The sequence below is a fragment of the Caballeronia choica genome (genome assembly GCF_001544535.1).
In the GTDB taxonomy this organism is placed as follows: domain Bacteria; phylum Pseudomonadota; class Gammaproteobacteria; order Burkholderiales; family Burkholderiaceae; genus Caballeronia; species Caballeronia choica.
On sequence record NZ_FCON02000088.1, the window covers coordinates 14,871 to 31,003 of the forward strand.

The window sequence follows — 16,133 nt, forward strand, 5'->3', positions numbered from 1 at the left end:
TCAAACTTCCGCGCCTGCGTTCGGATCGTTCGGATCGTATTTCGTCTTCTTTTCCTTCACGAGATCCTCGCGCTTCACGCCGAGCCACATCGCGATCGCGGCTGCCACGAACACCGACGAATAGATGCCGAACAGAATACCCACCGTCAGTGCCAGCGCGAAGTAGTGCAGCGTCGGGCCGCCGAACAGGAACATCGAGAGCACCATCATTTCCGTACAGCCGTGGGTGATGATGGTTCGCGACATCGTGCTCGTGATCGCGTGGTTGATGACTTCGATCACCGTCATCTTGCGCTGCTTGCGGAAGGTTTCGCGAATCCGGTCGAAGATGACGACCGATTCGTTCACCGAGTAGCCGAGCACCGCGAGAATCGCCGCGAGCACGGAGAGCGAGAACTCCCACTGAAAGAACGCGAAGAAGCCGAGGATGATCACCACGTCGTGCAGGTTGGCGATCACGCCGGCGACCGCGTACTTCCATTCGAAGCGGAACGACAGGTAAATCACGATGCCGATCACCACGCACGCGAGCGCGAGCAGACCGTTGGTGACGAGTTCCTTGCCGACCTGCGGCCCGACGAACTCGACGCGCTGCAACTTCGCTTGCGCGTCGTCCGCCTTCAACGCGGTGATGACCTGTTCGCTTTGTTGCGCCGAGGTCAGGCCCTGCTTCAGCGGCAGGCGGATCAGCACGTCGCGTGAAGTGCCGAAGTTCTGCACCTGTGCGTCGGGATAGCCGAGCTTCGCCATCGAGGCGCGCACCGGTTCGAGCGGCACGGCTTGCGGATACTGCACTTCGACCACGGTCCCGCCGGTGAACTCCACCGACAGGTGCAGCCCGCGATGCACGAGGAAAAACACGGCCGCGAGAAACGTGACGAGCGAGATCGCGTTGAAGAGCAACGCGCGCTGCATCAGCGGCAGGTCACGACGAATGCGGAAAAATTCCATGATTTATTCTCCGGGGCTCAGCGGGACGAGCCCGGTTTCTTTTGGTCGACGCCCGGACCCGAGCGACGGCGCGCAACCGGCTTGCCGGTGCGTGCGGGAGCGGCCTGGCCGGCCGGACGCTGCGGGACCGGCGCCTTCGCCTTCGGCTTGACGGCGGGCTGGATGATTTCGTCGACGGGGGAATCGTCGCCGCGCTGGAGCGCGAGATACGCCGCGGTCGCAGCGGCGGTGTCGCCGCCTTCGGGACGCCACACCTGGCCGATCGCGAGCGTCTGCAACTTCTTCTTGCCGCCGTACCAGAGGTTCACGAGACCACGCGAGAAGAATACGGCCGAGAACATCGACGTCAGGATGCCGATACAGTGCACGACCGCGAAGCCGCGCACCGGGCCGGAGCCGAAGGCGAGCAGCGCGAGACCGGCGATCAGCGTCGTCACGTTCGAGTCGAGAATCGTCGCCCAGGCGTGCGAGAAGCCGTTCTGGATCGCGAGTTGGGGTGGGGCGCCGTTACGCAGTTCCTCGCGGATACGTTCGTTGATCAGCACGTTCGCGTCGATCGCCATACCGAGCGCGAGCGCGATAGCGGCGATGCCCGGTAAGGTCAGCGTGGCCTGCAGCATCGAGAGAATCGCAACCAGCAGCAGCAGATTCACCGACAGCGACAGCATCGAAATCAAACCGAACAGCATGTAGTACGCGATCATGAAGACGGCGATCGCGGCAAAGCCGTACTGCACCGAATCGAAGCCCTTCTTGATGTTGTCCGCGCCGAGGCTCGGGCCGATCGTGCGTTCCTCGATGATGTCCATTGGCGCCGCGAGCGAACCGGCGCGCAAGAGCAGCGCGAGATCGGTGGCGGCTTGCGGCGTAGGCTGGCCGGTGATCTGGAAGCGGTCGCCGAGTTCGGACTGGATCGTCGCGACCGTCAGCACTTCGCCCTTGCCCTTCTCGAACAGCACCATCGCCATCGGCTTGCCGATGTTGTCGCGCGATACGCTGCTCACGGCGCGCCCGCCCGCCGCGTCGAGACGGATGCTCACCGACGGGCGCTGATGCTCGTCGAAGCTCGCCGATGCGTCGATGATGCGGTCACCGGTGAAGATCACTTGCTTCCTCAGCAGAACCGGCGTCGAGTTGCCTTGCGTGAAGAGTTCGTCGCCGGGCGGTACCGGGTCGTTCGGATTCGGGTGCGTGTTGGTCGGGTCGGCGAGGCGCGCTTCGAGCGTCGCCGTGCGGCCGATGATGTCCTTCGCCTTCGCCGTGTCCTGCACGCCCGGCAGTTCGACCACGATGCGGTCGGAGCCTTGCTGCTGGATCACCGGCTCGGCCACGCCCAGTTCGTTCACGCGGTTATGCAGCGTCGTGATGTTCTGCTTGAGCGCGCCGTCTTCGACGAGCTTTTGCGCCGCCGGCGTGAACGTGCCGACGACCTGATAGCCGTCGCCGCCCTCGCGCGTCGCCCATTGCAGTTCGCTCACGCTCGCCACGAGCGCCAGGCGTGCGTTGTCCGCGACGGCCTGATCCGAGAAATTGACGACGACCGATTGCCCCACGCGATTCACGCCGCCATCGCGGATGTTCTTGTCGCGCAGCATGGCGCGGGCGTCGGCGGCGTCGGAGTCGAGCTTCTTGTTCAGCGCGCCCGCCATGTCGACTTGCAGCAGGAAGTGCACGCCGCCGCGCAAGTCGAGGCCGAGGTACATCGGCAGCGCGTGCAGCGCGGAGAGCCAGCGCGGCGACGCAGCCTGCAAATTCAGCGCGACGATATAAACGGGGTCCGACGGGTCGCTGTTCAGCGTTTTCTGCAGCAGGTCCTTGACGCGCAATTGCGTGTCGGTGTCTTTCAGGCGCACGCGGATGTTCGCGTTGGTCGACGAATTGTCGAACGTCACTTCATCGGGCTTCACCTGGTTGGCCGCGAGCGCACTCTCGACCTTGTCGAGCGTGGACGAATCGAGCTTGACCGTTGCCTTGCCGCTCGACACCTGCACCGCCGGCGCTTCGCCGAAAAAATTGGGCAGCGTGTAGACGAGGCCGATGACGAGCGCCACCAGCATCACGGCATATTTCCAAAGGGGGTAACGATTCATGGGGATGGCCGAACGGGAAAGTTGGCTTTGAGGAGCGGGGGGCGTCCGGCGTTTGAGCGCGACGAGCCGGCGGATGGTGCTGACGGTGGCTCGGGAGAGGCGAGGCCGCGCCGGACGCGAAAGAAACTGGCCTTACAGCGACTTGATCGTGCCCTTCGGGAGAATCGTCGTGACGGCTGCCTTCTGGACGGTGATTTCGGTGCCTTCGGCGATTTCGACGCCGACATACGCATCCGACACCTTCGTGACCTTGCCGACGATGCCGCCGTTCGTCACCACTTCATCGCCCTTGGCCATCGCGGCGAGCATGTTGCGATGCTCTTTCTGGCGCTTCATTTGCGGGCGGATCATGATGAAGTACAGCACCGCGAACATCAGGATCAGCGGCAGGAAGCTCATGATGCTCGATTCCGCGCCGGCCAGTGTTGTGCCTTGTGCATAGGCATTGGAAATAAACGACACGTTGGTCTCTCCGTTTTTGACGATACGATCAGAAAATTAGCCGGATATTCTACCACCGGCCCAAGTTGCGACAGCGCTGGAAGCGCTTTGCGATCAAGCTGTTAATGCGCGTTCCAGCCTCCGGTGCCCGGCTGATTGTAATGGTTTTGTAGGCTTGGCTAATCGATGCCGCGCGCCCGGTTTTCGTGAAACTGCTTGCGGAACGTGTCGAACGTGTGATTTTCAATCGATTCGCGCACTTCGCTCATCAACTGCAGGTAGTAGTGCAGGTTGTGGATCGTGTTGAGTTGGGCGCCGAGGATCTCGCCGACACGATGCAGGTGGTGCAGATAGCCGCGCGTGAAGTTCGCGCAGGTGTAGCAGCCGCAGGTTTCGTCGAGCGGTTTCAGCGAGTTCTTGTGCGCCGCGTTGCGGATCTTCACGTCGCCGAAACGGGTGAAGAGCCAGCCGTTGCGCGCGTTGCGCGTCGGCATCACGCAGTCGAACATGTCGACGCCCGCCGCCACGCCCGCGACCAGATCCTCCGGCGTGCCGACGCCCATCAGGTAGTGCGGCTTGTCGGCGGGAAGCTTCGGGCCGATGTGGTTCAGCACCCGCATCATGTCTTCCTTCGGTTCACCGACCGACAATCCGCCGATCGCGAGTCCGTGAAAGCCGATGTCCTTCAGGCCAGCCAGCGACTCCTCGCGCAAATCCTCGAACATGCCGCCCTGCACGATGCCGAACAGCGCGTTTGGATTGCCGAGGCGGTTGAATTCATCGACGGAACGCTTCGCCCAGCGCATCGACATGCGCATCGAATCGGCGGCGTCCTGGTGCGAGGTCGGCACGCCGTTGGTCGCGTAGGGCGTGCATTCGTCGAACTGCATCACGATGTCGGAATTCAGCACCTTCTGGATCTGCATCGAGATTTCCGGCGAGAGGAACAGCTTGTCGCCATTGATCGGCGACGCGAACGTCACGCCGTCCTCGGTGATCTTGCGCAGCTCGCCCAGCGAAAAGACCTGGAAACCGCCGGAATCGGTCAGGATCGGGCGCTTCCAGTTCATGAACTGATGCAGGCCGCCGTGCGCGCCGATCGTCTCCAGGCCGGGGCGCAGCCAGAGGTGGAACGTGTTGCCGAGGATGATCTGCGCCTTGATTTCCTCGAGTTCGCGCGGCTGGATCGCCTTGACGGTGCCGTAAGTGCCGACCGGCATGAAGATCGGCGTTTCGACCACACCGTGATTCAGCGTGAGGCGGCCGCGGCGTGCCTGGCCGTCGGTGGTGAGAAGGTCGAACTTGAGGCCGTTCGCGGGCGGATTATGACCATCGGTCATCTGGGAGGCTCCTGTGCCACCGGAAAACAGTCCGGCGCAAATGGTGGGGAATGGTTGATCGGTTTCTTGGTTTATTGGCCGGGCGCTTGCCGCGTGAGCAGCATCGCGTCGCCGTAGCTGAAAAAGCGATAACGCTCGTCGATCGCGTGCCGATACGCTTCGCGGATCGTTTCCATGCCCGCGAACGCGGAGACGAGCATCAAAAGCGTCGATTTCGGCAGATGGAAGTTCGTCACCAGCCGGTCGACGACGCGAAACGCGTAGCCCGGTGTGATGAAAATATCGGTTTCGGCGTTCGCGGCAGCGAGCGGACGCCCGGCGTTCGCGGCATCGCGGGCGGCGGCTTCGAGCGCGCGCATCGACGTCGTACCAACCGCGATCACGCGATTTCCGCGCGCCTTGGTCGCGGCGATCTTGTCGACGAGCGCTTGCGGAAGCTCGTACCACTCGCTGTGCATCTTGTGCTCGGCAATTTTCTCGACGCGCACCGGCTGGAACGTGCCCGCGCCGACATGCAGCGTGAGCGTCGCGCGCTCGACGCCGCGGGCGTCGAGCCTTTCAAACAGCTTCGCGTCGAAATGCAGTCCGGCCGTGGGCGCGGCGACCGCGCCGGGATTGGCCGCATAGACCGTCTGATAGCGCGTCTCGTCGAACGCATCGGGATCGTGCTCGATGTACGGCGGCAGCGGCAGACGGCCGTATTGCTCGATCAGCGTCAGGCAATCGGCGGGAAAATGCAGCGTGTAGAACGGCTCGACGCGTTCGCCGACGGTCACGTCGAACGCATCGGCGAGCGTGAGCACCGTGCCCGGCGCCGGGCTCTTGCTCGCGCGGATCTGCGCGAGCGCGGTTGTCGCGCCGGTCAGCCGCTCGATCAGGACCTCGATCCGCCCGCCGCTGGCCTTTTGGCCTAGGAAACGCGCCTTCAGGACTTTGGTATCGTTGAAGACAAGCAGGTCGCCCGCGTCGATCAGGTCCGGCAATTCGGCGAACTGGCGATCGGTGAGCGTGGCGGGCGTCGTGCGGTGGTCGACCTCGAGCAGACGGCTTGCGCTGCGCTCGGCGAGCGCCGTTTGCGCGATCAACTCGGGCGGCAGATTAAAATCGAAATCGGAAAGCGTGAACATGGGAAGCGGTTGGAGGCGCGGAGGGTTGCTCGGTTCAGGACGGCGTGGCTTGCGCGAGTCCGCCGTGAAAGCGCTGCCGCGCCAGACAAAGCCGACGAATAACCCGATATTGTACTTGCGAAGAGATTAGATGCCCTTGTCCGACCGCCGCCTGGCCTCGATCCCCGACGCTCCCGACGCAGCCGACGACACCGGCACGCCCGCATCGAAGCCCTCGAAGCCACGCGGGCGGACGAAAACCGGCGGCGTAGCGCCACTGGAAGCGCCCAAAAAGCCCGCAGCGCCGACCAAACCCGCCGAGAAGCTCGCGAAACTCGGCCTCAAGTCCGACATCGATCTCGTGCTGCATCTGCCGATGCGCTACGAGGACGAAACCACGCTCACCCCGATCGGCGAGCTGATTCCCGGCGACAACGCGCAGACGGAAGGCGTCGTCTACGACAACGAGATCACGTACCGTCCGCGCCGCCAGTTGCTCGTGAAAATCCAGGACGACACCGGCGACCAGCTCACGCTCCGCTTCCTCAATTTCTACGGCTCGCAGGTCAAGCAGATGGCGGTCGGCGTGCGTCTGCGCGTGCGCGGCGACGTGCGCGGCGGCTTCTTCGGACTGGAGATGGTGCACCCGGCCTTGCGCCCCGTCGACGACGATACGCCGCTGCCGCAAGCGCTCACGCCGGTTTATCCGAGCACGGCGGGCGTGTCGCAGGCGTATTTGCGAAAGGCCATCGACAGCGCGTTGGGTCGCGTGTCGCTGCCGGAACTGCTGCCGGAGAAGATCGCGCGCGCGTATTTACAGCCGTTGAACCTGCCCGAACTCCTCGACGCCGTGAAAACGCTGCACCACCCGCGCGCCGATTCCGACGAAACCGCGCTCGTCGACGGCACGCATCCGGCGTGGACGCGCATCAAGTTCGAGGAATTGCTCGCGCAGCAGTTATCGCTCAAGCGCGCGCATGAGGAGCGCCGCACGCGCGCCGCGCCCGTCATGCCGCGCCGCTCGCTCGATGAGCCGGAATCGCTGTCCGCGCGGTTCCTGAAGACGCTGCCGTTCCGGCTGACCGGCGCGCAGCAGCGCGTGTCTGCCGAGATCGCCGGGGAATTGACGCTGCCGCACCCGATGCAGCGCCTGCTGCAAGGCGACGTCGGCAGCGGCAAGACGATCGTCGCGGCGCTCGCGGCGGCGCAGGCCATCGACGCCGGTTACCAGGCCGCGCTGATGGCGCCGACCGAAATCCTGGCCGAGCAGCACGCGCGCAAACTGCGCGGCTGGCTGGAGCCGCTCGGCGTAACGGTCGCGTGGCTCGCCGGCAGTCTCAAGGCGAAGGACAAGCGCGCCGCGCTGGAAGCGGCCGCGTCGGGTGCGGCGCAACTCGTGATCGGCACGCACGCGATCATCCAGGACGCGGTGGAGTTCGCGCGCCTCGGGTTCGTGATCGTCGACGAACAGCATCGCTTCGGCGTCGCGCAGCGGCTCGCGCTGCGCGCAAAAGCCCAGAACGCCGCCGACGGTGCCCGCGATTTCCAGCCGCACCAGTTGATGATGTCCGCGACGCCGATCCCGCGCACGCTGGCGATGACCTACTACGCCGACCTCGACGTTTCCACCATCGACGAACTGCCACCCGGCCGCACGCCGATCCTGACGAAGCTCGTCTCCGACGCCCGCCGCGAGGAGGTGATCGGCCGCGTGCGCGAAGCGGCGCTGACCGGGCGCCAGGTGTACTGGGTGTGTCCGCTGATCGAGGAAAGTGAGACGCTGCAATTGCAGACCGCCGTGGAAACGTACGAGACGCTCGTCGCCGCGCTGCCGGAACTGCGCGTCGGGCTGGTTCACGGGCGGCTCGCGCCGGCCGAAAAGGCCGCCGTCATGGACGCCTTCACGCGCAACGAAGTGCAGTTGCTCGTCGCGACTACGGTGATCGAAGTGGGCGTCGACGTGCAAAATGCATCGCTGATGGTGATCGAACACGCCGAGCGCTTCGGGCTCGCGCAGTTGCACCAGTTGCGCGGGCGCGTGGGGCGGGGCAGCGCGGCGTCGGTGTGCGTGCTGATGTATGCGGGGCCGCTGTCGCAAACGGCGCGCGCGCGCCTGCAAACGATGCGCGAAACTACCGACGGCTTCGAGATCGCCCGCCGCGACCTGGAAATTCGCGGCCCAGGCGAATTCCTCGGCGCGCGCCAGTCGGGCGAGGCGATGCTGCGGTTCGCGAGCCTCGAAAACGACGGCTGGCTGATCGACCCGGCGCGCGCCGCAGCGGATCACATGCTCAAGGAATTCCCCGATGCGGTCACGCGGCATCTCGCGCGCTGGCTCGGCACGCGCGAGCAGTACCTGAAAGCCTAGGCGTTGAACTCGGTGCGTTCCCGTCGGTCCCTATTTCACCGGGCTGCGGCACGCGAGGGCCGATCAGTTGGCGAATCGCTTTCGCGGGTGTATAAGTCAAACCTATCGACTCAACGTCTCTCATTGGTCCCCAATGACGCTCACTGAACTAAAGTACATCGTCGCGGTGGCTCGCGAACGGCATTTCGGCCGCGCCGCCGAGGCCTGTTTCGTCAGCCAGCCGACCTTGTCGGTTGCAATCAAGAAGCTCGAAGACGAACTCAACGTGCAGATTTTCGAGCGTGGCACCAGCGAAGTCAGCGTCACGCCGATTGGTGAACAGATCGTCACCCAGGCGCAGCGCGTGCTCGAACAGACGCTCGCCATCAAGGAAATCGCCAAGCAGGGCAAGGACCCGCTCGTCGGACCGTTGCGTCTCGGCGTGATCTACACGATCGGGCCGTACCTGCTGCCGACGCTCGTCAAGCAGATGATCAAGGCCGTCCCGCAGATGCCGCTGATGCTGCAGGAAAACTACACGCTGAAACTCATCGAATTGCTGAAGCAGGGCGAAATCGACGTCGCGATCATGGCGCTGCCGTTTCCCGAAACCGGGCTGATGGTGCGCTCGCTCTACGACGAGCCGTTCGTCGTCGCGATGCCGTCGGGTCACGCGTGGGAGCACCGCAGCAAGATCGATCCCGAGGATCTGAAGCAGGAAACGATGCTGTTGCTCGGCAGCGGGCATTGTTTTCGTGACCATGTGCTCGGCGTGTGTCCCGAACTGATGCGCTTTTCGCAGAACGCCGACGGCATCCAGAAGACGTTCGAAGGTTCGTCGCTCGAGACGATCCGGCATATGGTCGCGAGCGGTGTCGGGATTACCGTGCTGCCGCGCATGTCGGTGCAGGAAGTGAAGCCGCACGCCGCGGGCATCGATGCGGGGTTGCTCAGCTACGTCGCGTTCGATGAACCGGTGCCGGACCGCCGCGTCGTGCTCGCGTGGCGCAAGAGTTTCACGCGGATGCCGGCCATCGACGCCATCTCCGACGCCATCGCCGCCTGCGATCTGCCGGGCGTCAACAAGCTCGACATGCCCGTCGCCGTCAACTGAGACGGTACGCCGCGCTCTTTCCAGCCGGGCGCGGCTTTCTCGAAGCAAATCCCTTGTTGTTGTGCGCCTGCGTGACCTTGCAGAAGGTTGCCGGCTATCGAATAGATTGAATTTATCGAATTAGAAATTAGAATAGATTTTGTTAAGCTTGGTTCCACGACAAGGCGGAGAGGCAACGCCGCGATGAAGTGACCGTCTCGAGGACTCAAGGAGCATTTCCATGACACAGGCAATGACGCAAGCGCTGACGACAATCGAACGAGAGGTATCCCGGATCGACGCGAAGAGTCGCCGTGCATCGCGCGGCGTGCGTGTCGCGCTCGGCTTCGGGATGATCGCGGTGGCCTATGGCGTGATCGTGGCCGACGCGTTGCACGGGGCGGGCGCGGGCGCTTTCGCTTGAGTCGCGGGCCGGCTTTGCGACAGATCATGAAGGCATGCCGCAAGCCGGCGACCCGCCTTGTCCGGCGATCAGATACGCCACGTTTCTAAGATAAACTGGCGAACGTTCGAACGGCCGCACCCGGTCTGACGGAAGCGCGGCGCGTTCGCACCGTTCGTATCACTCTCTTCTAGGAGTCATCATGGCGAAGAAAGGCACTGCACCGGCTGTCAATATCGGCATCAACGACAAGGACCGCAAGAAGATCGCGGACGGTCTGTCGCGTCTGCTCGCGGACACCTACACGCTGTACCTGAAGACGCACAATTTCCACTGGAACGTCACGGGGCCGATGTTCAACACCCTGCACCTGATGTTCGAGACGCAATACAACGAACTGGCGCTGGCCGTCGATTCAATCGCCGAACGCATCCGCGCGCTCGGCGTGCATGCGCCGGGCAGCTACAAGGAATTCGCGAAGCTGTCGTCGATTCCGGAAGCCGACGGCGTGCCGGCGGCGGAAGAGATGATTCGTCAACTGGTCGAAGGCCAGGAAGCGGTGGTGCGCACGGCGCGCGAAATCTTCCCGGCGACCGAAGCCGCGAACGACGAGCCGACAGCCGACCTGCTCACGCAACGCATGCAGACGCATGAAAAGACCGCGTGGATGCTGCGCTCGATGCTGGCTTGAGCGGTTTGGTTTGAGTGGTAGGCGAAACCCCTGTGCTGATTGGAGTACAGGGGTTTTTTTCTGGGCGGCCCGGACGACGACATCGAGGGTTGCGATGGGCAAGTTCGTACGCCAAGGTAAGGAATTCAAGCAATAGAAGGGGACATGCCCTCAGCCACGATTACGTCTGAAGGACGAGTGACCATTCCGGCAAGCGTGAGGAGCACCCTTGGGGTGAGCGTGGGCGACCGGATTGATTTCGTCATGAACGATGACACTGGTCACTATGAAGTCATTCCCGCGACCTGTTCGGTGCGGTCGTTAAAAGGCATTCTCAAAAAGCCCGCGAAAGCTGTGTCTATCGAGGACATGAACGCGGCGATTGCCGAAAGCGGTGCGTTGGCACGATGATCGGTCTGGACACTAACGGTCTCGTTCGTTACTTCGCCCAGGACGACAAGATTCAATCGGCGAAGGCGACCGGGTTGATTGAGTCGCTTACCGTGGAAACGCCGGGTTACGTGACGCAGGTGGCGCTGACTGAACTCGTCTGGGTTATGACGCGCGCATACTCGGCCGGACGCGAGGACGTCGCGACGATCGTGGAGGCGCTTCTTCGCGCGAAGGAATTTCACGTGGAGAATGCCGAAATTGTATGGAAAGCACTCAAGGTGTTTTCGTCGACCAAGGCAGACTTCGCTGATTGCCTGATCGAACGCACCTGCCATGACGCAAAATGCGAATACACCGCAACGTTCGATGCAAAGGCGGCGAAAATGGCTGGTCTGCGATTGATCAAATAAAGGCTCGCGAGAGGCAGGCTTTTTTTGCGTCTGACGGGCGCGCCAGGCGACTGCTCTAAAATACCCCCACCGCACCCGCCATCCACGTCCACGCCCATGTTCGCCCGCCTTCCGCTATACCTGCGCCTCGTGCGCCTCGACAAGCCCATCGGCAGCCTGCTGCTTTTGTGGCCGACGCTCAACGCGCTGTGGATCGCATCCGATGGTCATCCGTCGCCGATGCTGCTCGTGATCTTCGTGATCGGCACGATCCTGATGCGCTCCGCCGGTTGCGCGATCAACGATTACGCCGATCGCGACTTCGATCGCCACGTGAAGCGCACCGAGAACCGGCCGCTGACGTCGGGCAAGATCAGGGCATGGGAGGCGGTTGCTCTGGCGGCGGCGTTGTCGCTGGTCGCGTTCCTGCTGATCCTGCCGCTCAATACGCTGACGAAGGAACTGTCGGTGCTCGCGCTTTTCGTCGCGGGCACGTATCCGTTCACCAAGCGTTTTTTCGCGATTCCGCAGGCGTATCTCGGCATCGCGTTCGGCTTCGGGATTCCGATGGCATTCGCCGCCGTGCAGGACCAGGTGCCGATGCTCGCGTGGGTGATGCTGGTCGCGAACGTGTTCTGGTCTGTGGCCTACGACACCGAATACGCGATGGTCGATCGCGACGATGACATCAAGATCGGCATCCGCACGTCGGCGCTGACGTTCGGCCGATTCGACGTGCTCGCCGTGATGCTCTGCTATGCGGCGACGCTTGCGATCTATGTGTGGATCGGGATCGCGCTGGGCTTCGGCTGGCTGTTCTGGCTAGGCTGGGCGGCGGCGGCGGGATGCGCGATCTATCACTACGCGTTGATCCGCAATCGCGAACGCATGCCTTGCTTCGCTGCGTTCAAACACAACAACTGGCTTGGCGGGGCGCTGTTCGCGGGGATTGCGATGCACTATGCGATGTTGCGGTAGTTCATTTTCCAAAAAAAGCGATACGGCGGTTCGCAGTTCCGTGTCGACACTGCGCAGGCGAGTTTGGGCAACCTTGAAGGGGCGTGAATGAGTTTCCCAGGATTCAGGCAAACCCGAGGCACGCTTTGAATCTTGTCCACCAACTTGAATGCCCTTTCAAGAGCGGCTCGTGATAGTCCAGGTAAGCGTGTTCGGATTGATTCGGCGCGAATGATTGCGAGCGCTGCCCGGTGGCATTTTCGTGTGGGGCACTTCGCTGCTGCCTGTCCGGTTCGCGTTGCCGTTTCAGACGTGGCGGGGATGAAGTGTGTTCGAGAAACGTGTGACCAGGTCCGTATACCGAGTTGGAGACGGAATCGGCCTCATTGGGTGCAACCGGCTTGCCGTTCTCGTCGACGGAGACCGTTTCAACCTCGACGACAGGAATGCACCACGCTGCATTTGCACGCTGGGTGCGTTTTCCGCTTTTGTCAAAGCAACGAAAAATGAAGTCGTCGGGAAAATCCGATGCTTTCCATCGTTCTGTTGAGCCGTTCCAGTCGTATTTGGCGGTGATTATGCCTGGATGGGGTGATTGCGGATCCTGGGCACCGGGTGGAAACTCCTGCGTCATATTCATTGCTCCGTGATTTGCCGAGCATCCGTATGTGAGTGAAATCAAGCCGACGGCAATAATGATTCGTGTGGCGTAATTCATTTCGAAATCTTGTCGAAATAGGCGTAACGAGCTGGATAGCGCTTTCGCCCTTCCGCTTCGCATGGGGTGCCTTTGCTCGACCAGTACATATCGGCGGACTCTGCAAAGTCTTCGTTCATGTTGTTTCGGGCGTAATGCGAAGGTGCCTGCCCGTCATTCCTGATTGCATCCATCCAGTCCTGTTTCTTTGCGGGGTCTTTCCACAATCCCTCGCTCCACAAGTGCCCTGTTTCATGCAGACATTGTGCTGTCAACATATTCTTGTGGAAATGTTGACCAGCCTTTCCACGGATAGAACGCGACTCCTTGATCGATGCTGGCGGTTGCCGCAGAGGAAAACGTCGGGTCGTTATATATTTTCTGCCAAGTTGCGTCTTGCGAATTGGCTGCCGGATTAATCGATATCCTTTGAAGGTCCTTGTACTGCTGCGGCGGAACTGTTTCGAGAGCCTTGGCGATCTCTTTCTCGCCGGGTATGCCATAGCCTTGCGCTGGATTCTGCGTGGGCACGTAGATATTGACCGGATGGCCGTTTATAGTCGCGTCGAACCGGGTTGCGGTGGCTGTCCCGCCGCCGGGAAATTCGAACGTAGTTTGCTTGCCGGGGCCAACCGAAATGTTGTTCGTGCGCTTGTACAGGCTGGCTGGCGCGTCAATGCGAGCATTCGATCCGTCGAGATAGGAGCAGTCGGGATTGACCGTTGCATCGGACACAGGGACCGGATAGGTGTCTTCCACGTCGTCATCTTCGGCCAGTCTGTCCGGCGCTGGAGAAGCGATGCCAAGGCTTTCTGTTGCGCTGATGGCGGCCGCAGAACCCCGGCTAGTGTGGAGGAATATCCTCGAGTTACTGCCCACGATCACCTTATTCTTTCCGCACGGGCAGAGAACGGAGTCGCCGTCGACAACAATTAGCCGTCCCTTGTCAGACACTCCCTGACCGGTTCCAAATATCTTGTATGTGCCTTTGCAGTTACCGCAGGTTGCCTCTTCACCACTGAGGGCAATCTTCTTCCCATCGTCGGTAATGGTGGACAAGCAGACGATGACAAATCCGCTTGTTGTGGTTGGGTCGCCGTCGCGTACCGCTGCCTTACGCATTGATGTTCCCTTCGTGCGCGGGGGAGAAACGGGGCGACAGGCCGTGAAGAGCGAAAATCGTTTCGTTCTCTCGCCATTTCAACATGCTTAAATATCCTAAATGAGTAGACTAAAAATGAAGCTTTCCGCAAGATAACCGACATTCCGTGGAACGTTTGTTAAAAAGTCTGTCGGAGGCGTGCTTCAACGGATATCCACGCACAAGCCGCAATAAGAAAAGCCGTTCCGATCAGCAAGACCGGAACGGCTTTTTTACGCCAATCAAAACAGAACAGACTTACGCCGCGCCCAACTCGCCGCCCATTTCCTTCGCGCGCGCATCGGCGGCGAGTGCGCCGCGCACGATGGCATCCTTCACGCCCGATGCTTCGAACGACGCCAGCGCCGCCGCCGTCGTGCCGCCCTTCGACGTCACGCGTTCGCGCAGCACGCTCGCCGGTTCCCCCGATTGGGCCGCGAGTTGCGCGGCGCCCGTGAACGTCGCGACGGCGAGCGCGCGACCCTGCTCCGCGTCCATGCCAAGCTGGCGCGCGGCTTCCTGCATCGCCTCGATGAAATAGAACACGTACGCCGGGCCGCTGCCCGAGATCGCGGTGACGGCATCGATCTTCGCTTCGTCGTCGAACCAGACCGCCGAGCCGACCGCTTCCAGCACCTTCGACGCCAGCGCCTTCGCCGTGTCGTCGACGCCCGGCAGCGCCGCCAGCCCCGTCACGCCCATGCCGATCAATGCGGGCGTGTTTGGCATCGTGCGCACGATCCGCGTGTAGCCGCCGAGCCAGCGCGACAAATCGGAAGCGCGAATCCCGGCGGCGATGCTGATCACAAGCTGCTTCGACAGATGCGGCGCGAGCGCCCCCGCGACATCCTTCAGCACTTGCGGCTTGACCGCGAGCAGGATCGCATCGAAGCCGGCAAGCGTTCCGTCGATTGCCGCGCCGGTCTCGATCCCGAACTGGCTGGATGTGCGCGCGCGGGCTTCGTCGTTGATGTCGATCGCGTACAGGTCCGCCGGCGCGACACCGCGCTTGATCAGGCCGCCGATGAGCGCAGCGGCCATGTTGCCGCCGCCGATGAATGCAATTTTCATGGTGAGTCCGGGAAGGTCAGGGTGAGGTGTCAGTGCGAATAGTCGCGCGCACCGAAGATCGCGGTGCCGATGCGCACCATCGTCGCGCCTTCGAGCACGGCCGCTTCGAGATCCGCCGACATGCCGATCGACAGCGTGTCGAGTTCGAGCCCGTCGGCGCGCAACGTGTCCATCAGCGCGCGCAGGCGGGCGTGTGGCGCGCGTTGTTCGTCGAGCGTGGCGGCGGATTCGGGGATCGCCATCAGGCCGCGCAGCCGCAGGTTGGGCAGCGCGGCGATCTGGCGGGCGAGCGCGGCGGCCTCGTTCGGCTCGACCCCGCTTTTCGACGCCTCGCCGCTCACGTTCACCTGAAGGCACACGTTGAGCGCGGCCGCGCCCGGCGGACGTTGGCCGGAAAGCCGCTCGGCGATCTTCAGTCGGTCGATGGAATGCACCCAGTCGAAGTGTTCGGCGACGAGCTTCGTCTTGTTCGATTGCAGCGGCCCGATGAAATGCCATTCGATGTCGCCGCGCAGGTCGGCGAGCGCCGCGATCTTTTCGACTGCTTCCTGCACGTAGTTTTCGCCGAATGCGCGCTGGCCGGCGTCGAAGGCGGCGCGCACGTCGGCGGCGGGGAAGGTCTTTGATACGGCGAGGAGGCTGACCTCGGCGGCACTGCGTGAAGCGGCGGCTGCCGCCTGGGCGATGCGCTGCCGGACTTCTTCGAGATGTTTGGCGATTTCGGACATGGCACCTGCTGCACGCGTTGCAAACCGTTGATTATACGGAGGGGGCTGGCGCTGGCGCTTGGGGGTTGGGGGTTGGGGTTACACCGTTTGATGCGCTTGGGCTTCCATGGAACTTGTTTTCTTTGCGGTTTATTTGCTCTGCCCCTGTCCGGGGCGGGACTCACTTTCTTTGCTGCTGCAAAGAAAGTAAGCAAAGAAAGCAGCTTCCCACCGCCAATGCTTGCCATGCGCCGCCAGACCGTTCCCTCTGAGTGGTCCAACCGGGGGAGTGTCGTTAGCGGGGTTTCATCGTTGTTGGCATGTAGAAGAGGCGCGC

At 62.4% G+C, this 16,133-nt stretch carries 17 protein-coding genes; 7 read left to right on the plus strand and 10 right to left on the minus strand.

Going from position 1 to position 16,133, the window contains the following annotated elements; genetic code table 11:
- The 5 genes from secF to queA all read right to left on the minus strand — a co-directional run bounded on the left by secF (position 1) and on the right by queA (position 5,949).
- On the minus strand, positions 1-951 hold the full coding sequence (gene secF, locus AWB68_RS28905; protein ID WP_087647746.1) for a protein translocase subunit SecF: 951 nt from the start codon (positions 949-951) through the stop codon (positions 1-3).
- Between the two features lie 17 nt (positions 952-968).
- Positions 969-3,041 (minus strand): protein translocase subunit SecD, encoded by a 2,073-nt coding sequence (gene secD / locus AWB68_RS28910; protein ID WP_087647747.1) that lies wholly within the window; start codon positions 3,039-3,041, stop codon positions 969-971.
- A gap of 132 nt (positions 3,042-3,173) precedes the next feature.
- Positions 3,174-3,503 (minus strand): preprotein translocase subunit YajC, encoded by a 330-nt coding sequence (gene yajC, locus AWB68_RS28915; RefSeq protein ID WP_087647748.1) that lies wholly within the window; start codon positions 3,501-3,503, stop codon positions 3,174-3,176.
- Between the two features lie 158 nt (positions 3,504-3,661).
- Positions 3,662-4,822, minus strand: a complete 1,161-nt coding sequence (tgt, locus tag AWB68_RS28920; RefSeq protein ID WP_087647749.1) for a tRNA guanosine(34) transglycosylase Tgt — start codon at positions 4,820-4,822, stop codon at positions 3,662-3,664.
- A 71-nt stretch (positions 4,823-4,893) separates the two neighbouring features.
- Complete coding sequence (gene queA, locus AWB68_RS28925; RefSeq protein ID WP_087647750.1) at positions 4,894-5,949, minus strand: tRNA preQ1(34) S-adenosylmethionine ribosyltransferase-isomerase QueA; 1,056 nt, start codon at positions 5,947-5,949, stop codon at positions 4,894-4,896.
- A 130-nt stretch (positions 5,950-6,079) separates the two neighbouring features.
- Between queA and recG the strand changes: the two genes are divergently transcribed.
- The 7 genes from recG (at position 6,080) to ubiA (ending at position 12,201) form a co-directional block, all read left to right on the plus strand.
- Positions 6,080-8,296: an ATP-dependent DNA helicase RecG gene (gene recG, locus AWB68_RS28930; RefSeq protein ID WP_087647751.1), complete on the plus strand. Its 2,217-nt coding sequence runs from the start codon at positions 6,080-6,082 to the stop codon at positions 8,294-8,296.
- Between the two features lie 133 nt (positions 8,297-8,429).
- A complete protein-coding gene (locus AWB68_RS28935; RefSeq protein WP_087647752.1) occupies positions 8,430-9,389 on the plus strand; it encodes a hydrogen peroxide-inducible genes activator in 960 nt (319 codons plus the stop codon).
- Positions 9,390-9,609: 220 nt separating this feature from the next.
- Complete coding sequence (locus AWB68_RS28940) at positions 9,610-9,792, plus strand: hypothetical protein (protein WP_087647753.1); 183 nt, start codon at positions 9,610-9,612, stop codon at positions 9,790-9,792.
- 181 nt (positions 9,793-9,973) lie between these two features.
- Positions 9,974-10,462 carry a Dps family protein gene (locus AWB68_RS28945; RefSeq protein WP_087647754.1) on the plus strand — a complete coding sequence of 163 codons (489 nt, stop codon included), beginning with the start codon at positions 9,974-9,976 and terminating at the stop codon, positions 10,460-10,462.
- 144 nt (positions 10,463-10,606) lie between these two features.
- The gene (locus AWB68_RS28950) at positions 10,607-10,852 is read left to right on the plus strand and encodes an AbrB/MazE/SpoVT family DNA-binding domain-containing protein (RefSeq protein WP_087647755.1); all 246 of its coding nucleotides are present in this window, start codon (positions 10,607-10,609) and stop codon (positions 10,850-10,852) included.
- The gene (locus AWB68_RS28955) at positions 10,849-11,244 is read left to right on the plus strand and encodes a type II toxin-antitoxin system VapC family toxin (RefSeq protein ID WP_087647756.1); all 396 of its coding nucleotides are present in this window, start codon (positions 10,849-10,851) and stop codon (positions 11,242-11,244) included. The genes AWB68_RS28950 and AWB68_RS28955 overlap by 4 nt, the downstream gene beginning before the upstream one ends.
- A 96-nt stretch (positions 11,245-11,340) precedes the next feature.
- Positions 11,341-12,201, plus strand: a complete 861-nt coding sequence (gene ubiA, locus AWB68_RS28960; protein WP_087647757.1) for a 4-hydroxybenzoate octaprenyltransferase — start codon at positions 11,341-11,343, stop codon at positions 12,199-12,201.
- 103 nt (positions 12,202-12,304) lie between these two features.
- On the opposite strand, the gene AWB68_RS46955 is transcribed toward ubiA, so the two are convergent.
- The 5 genes from AWB68_RS46955 to AWB68_RS28975 form a co-directional block, all read right to left on the minus strand.
- Positions 12,305-12,898, minus strand: a complete 594-nt coding sequence (locus AWB68_RS46955; protein ID WP_125483071.1) for a hypothetical protein — start codon at positions 12,896-12,898, stop codon at positions 12,305-12,307.
- Positions 12,895-13,104, minus strand: coding sequence for a hypothetical protein (locus AWB68_RS46960; RefSeq protein ID WP_125483072.1), 210 nt, complete (start codon positions 13,102-13,104; stop codon positions 12,895-12,897). The genes AWB68_RS46955 and AWB68_RS46960 overlap by 4 nt, the downstream gene beginning before the upstream one ends.
- Positions 13,105-13,129: 25 nt before the next feature.
- The gene (locus AWB68_RS48935; protein ID WP_200828823.1) at positions 13,130-13,999 is read right to left on the minus strand and encodes a PAAR domain-containing protein; all 870 of its coding nucleotides are present in this window, start codon (positions 13,997-13,999) and stop codon (positions 13,130-13,132) included.
- A gap of 277 nt (positions 14,000-14,276) precedes the next feature.
- Positions 14,277-15,089 carry a pyrroline-5-carboxylate reductase gene (gene proC / locus AWB68_RS28970; RefSeq protein WP_087647758.1) on the minus strand — a complete coding sequence of 271 codons (813 nt, stop codon included), beginning with the start codon at positions 15,087-15,089 and terminating at the stop codon, positions 14,277-14,279.
- A gap of 29 nt (positions 15,090-15,118) precedes the next feature.
- Positions 15,119-15,817, minus strand: coding sequence for a YggS family pyridoxal phosphate-dependent enzyme (locus AWB68_RS28975; protein ID WP_087647759.1), 699 nt, complete (start codon positions 15,815-15,817; stop codon positions 15,119-15,121).
- Positions 15,818-16,133: the final 316 nt, after the last annotated feature.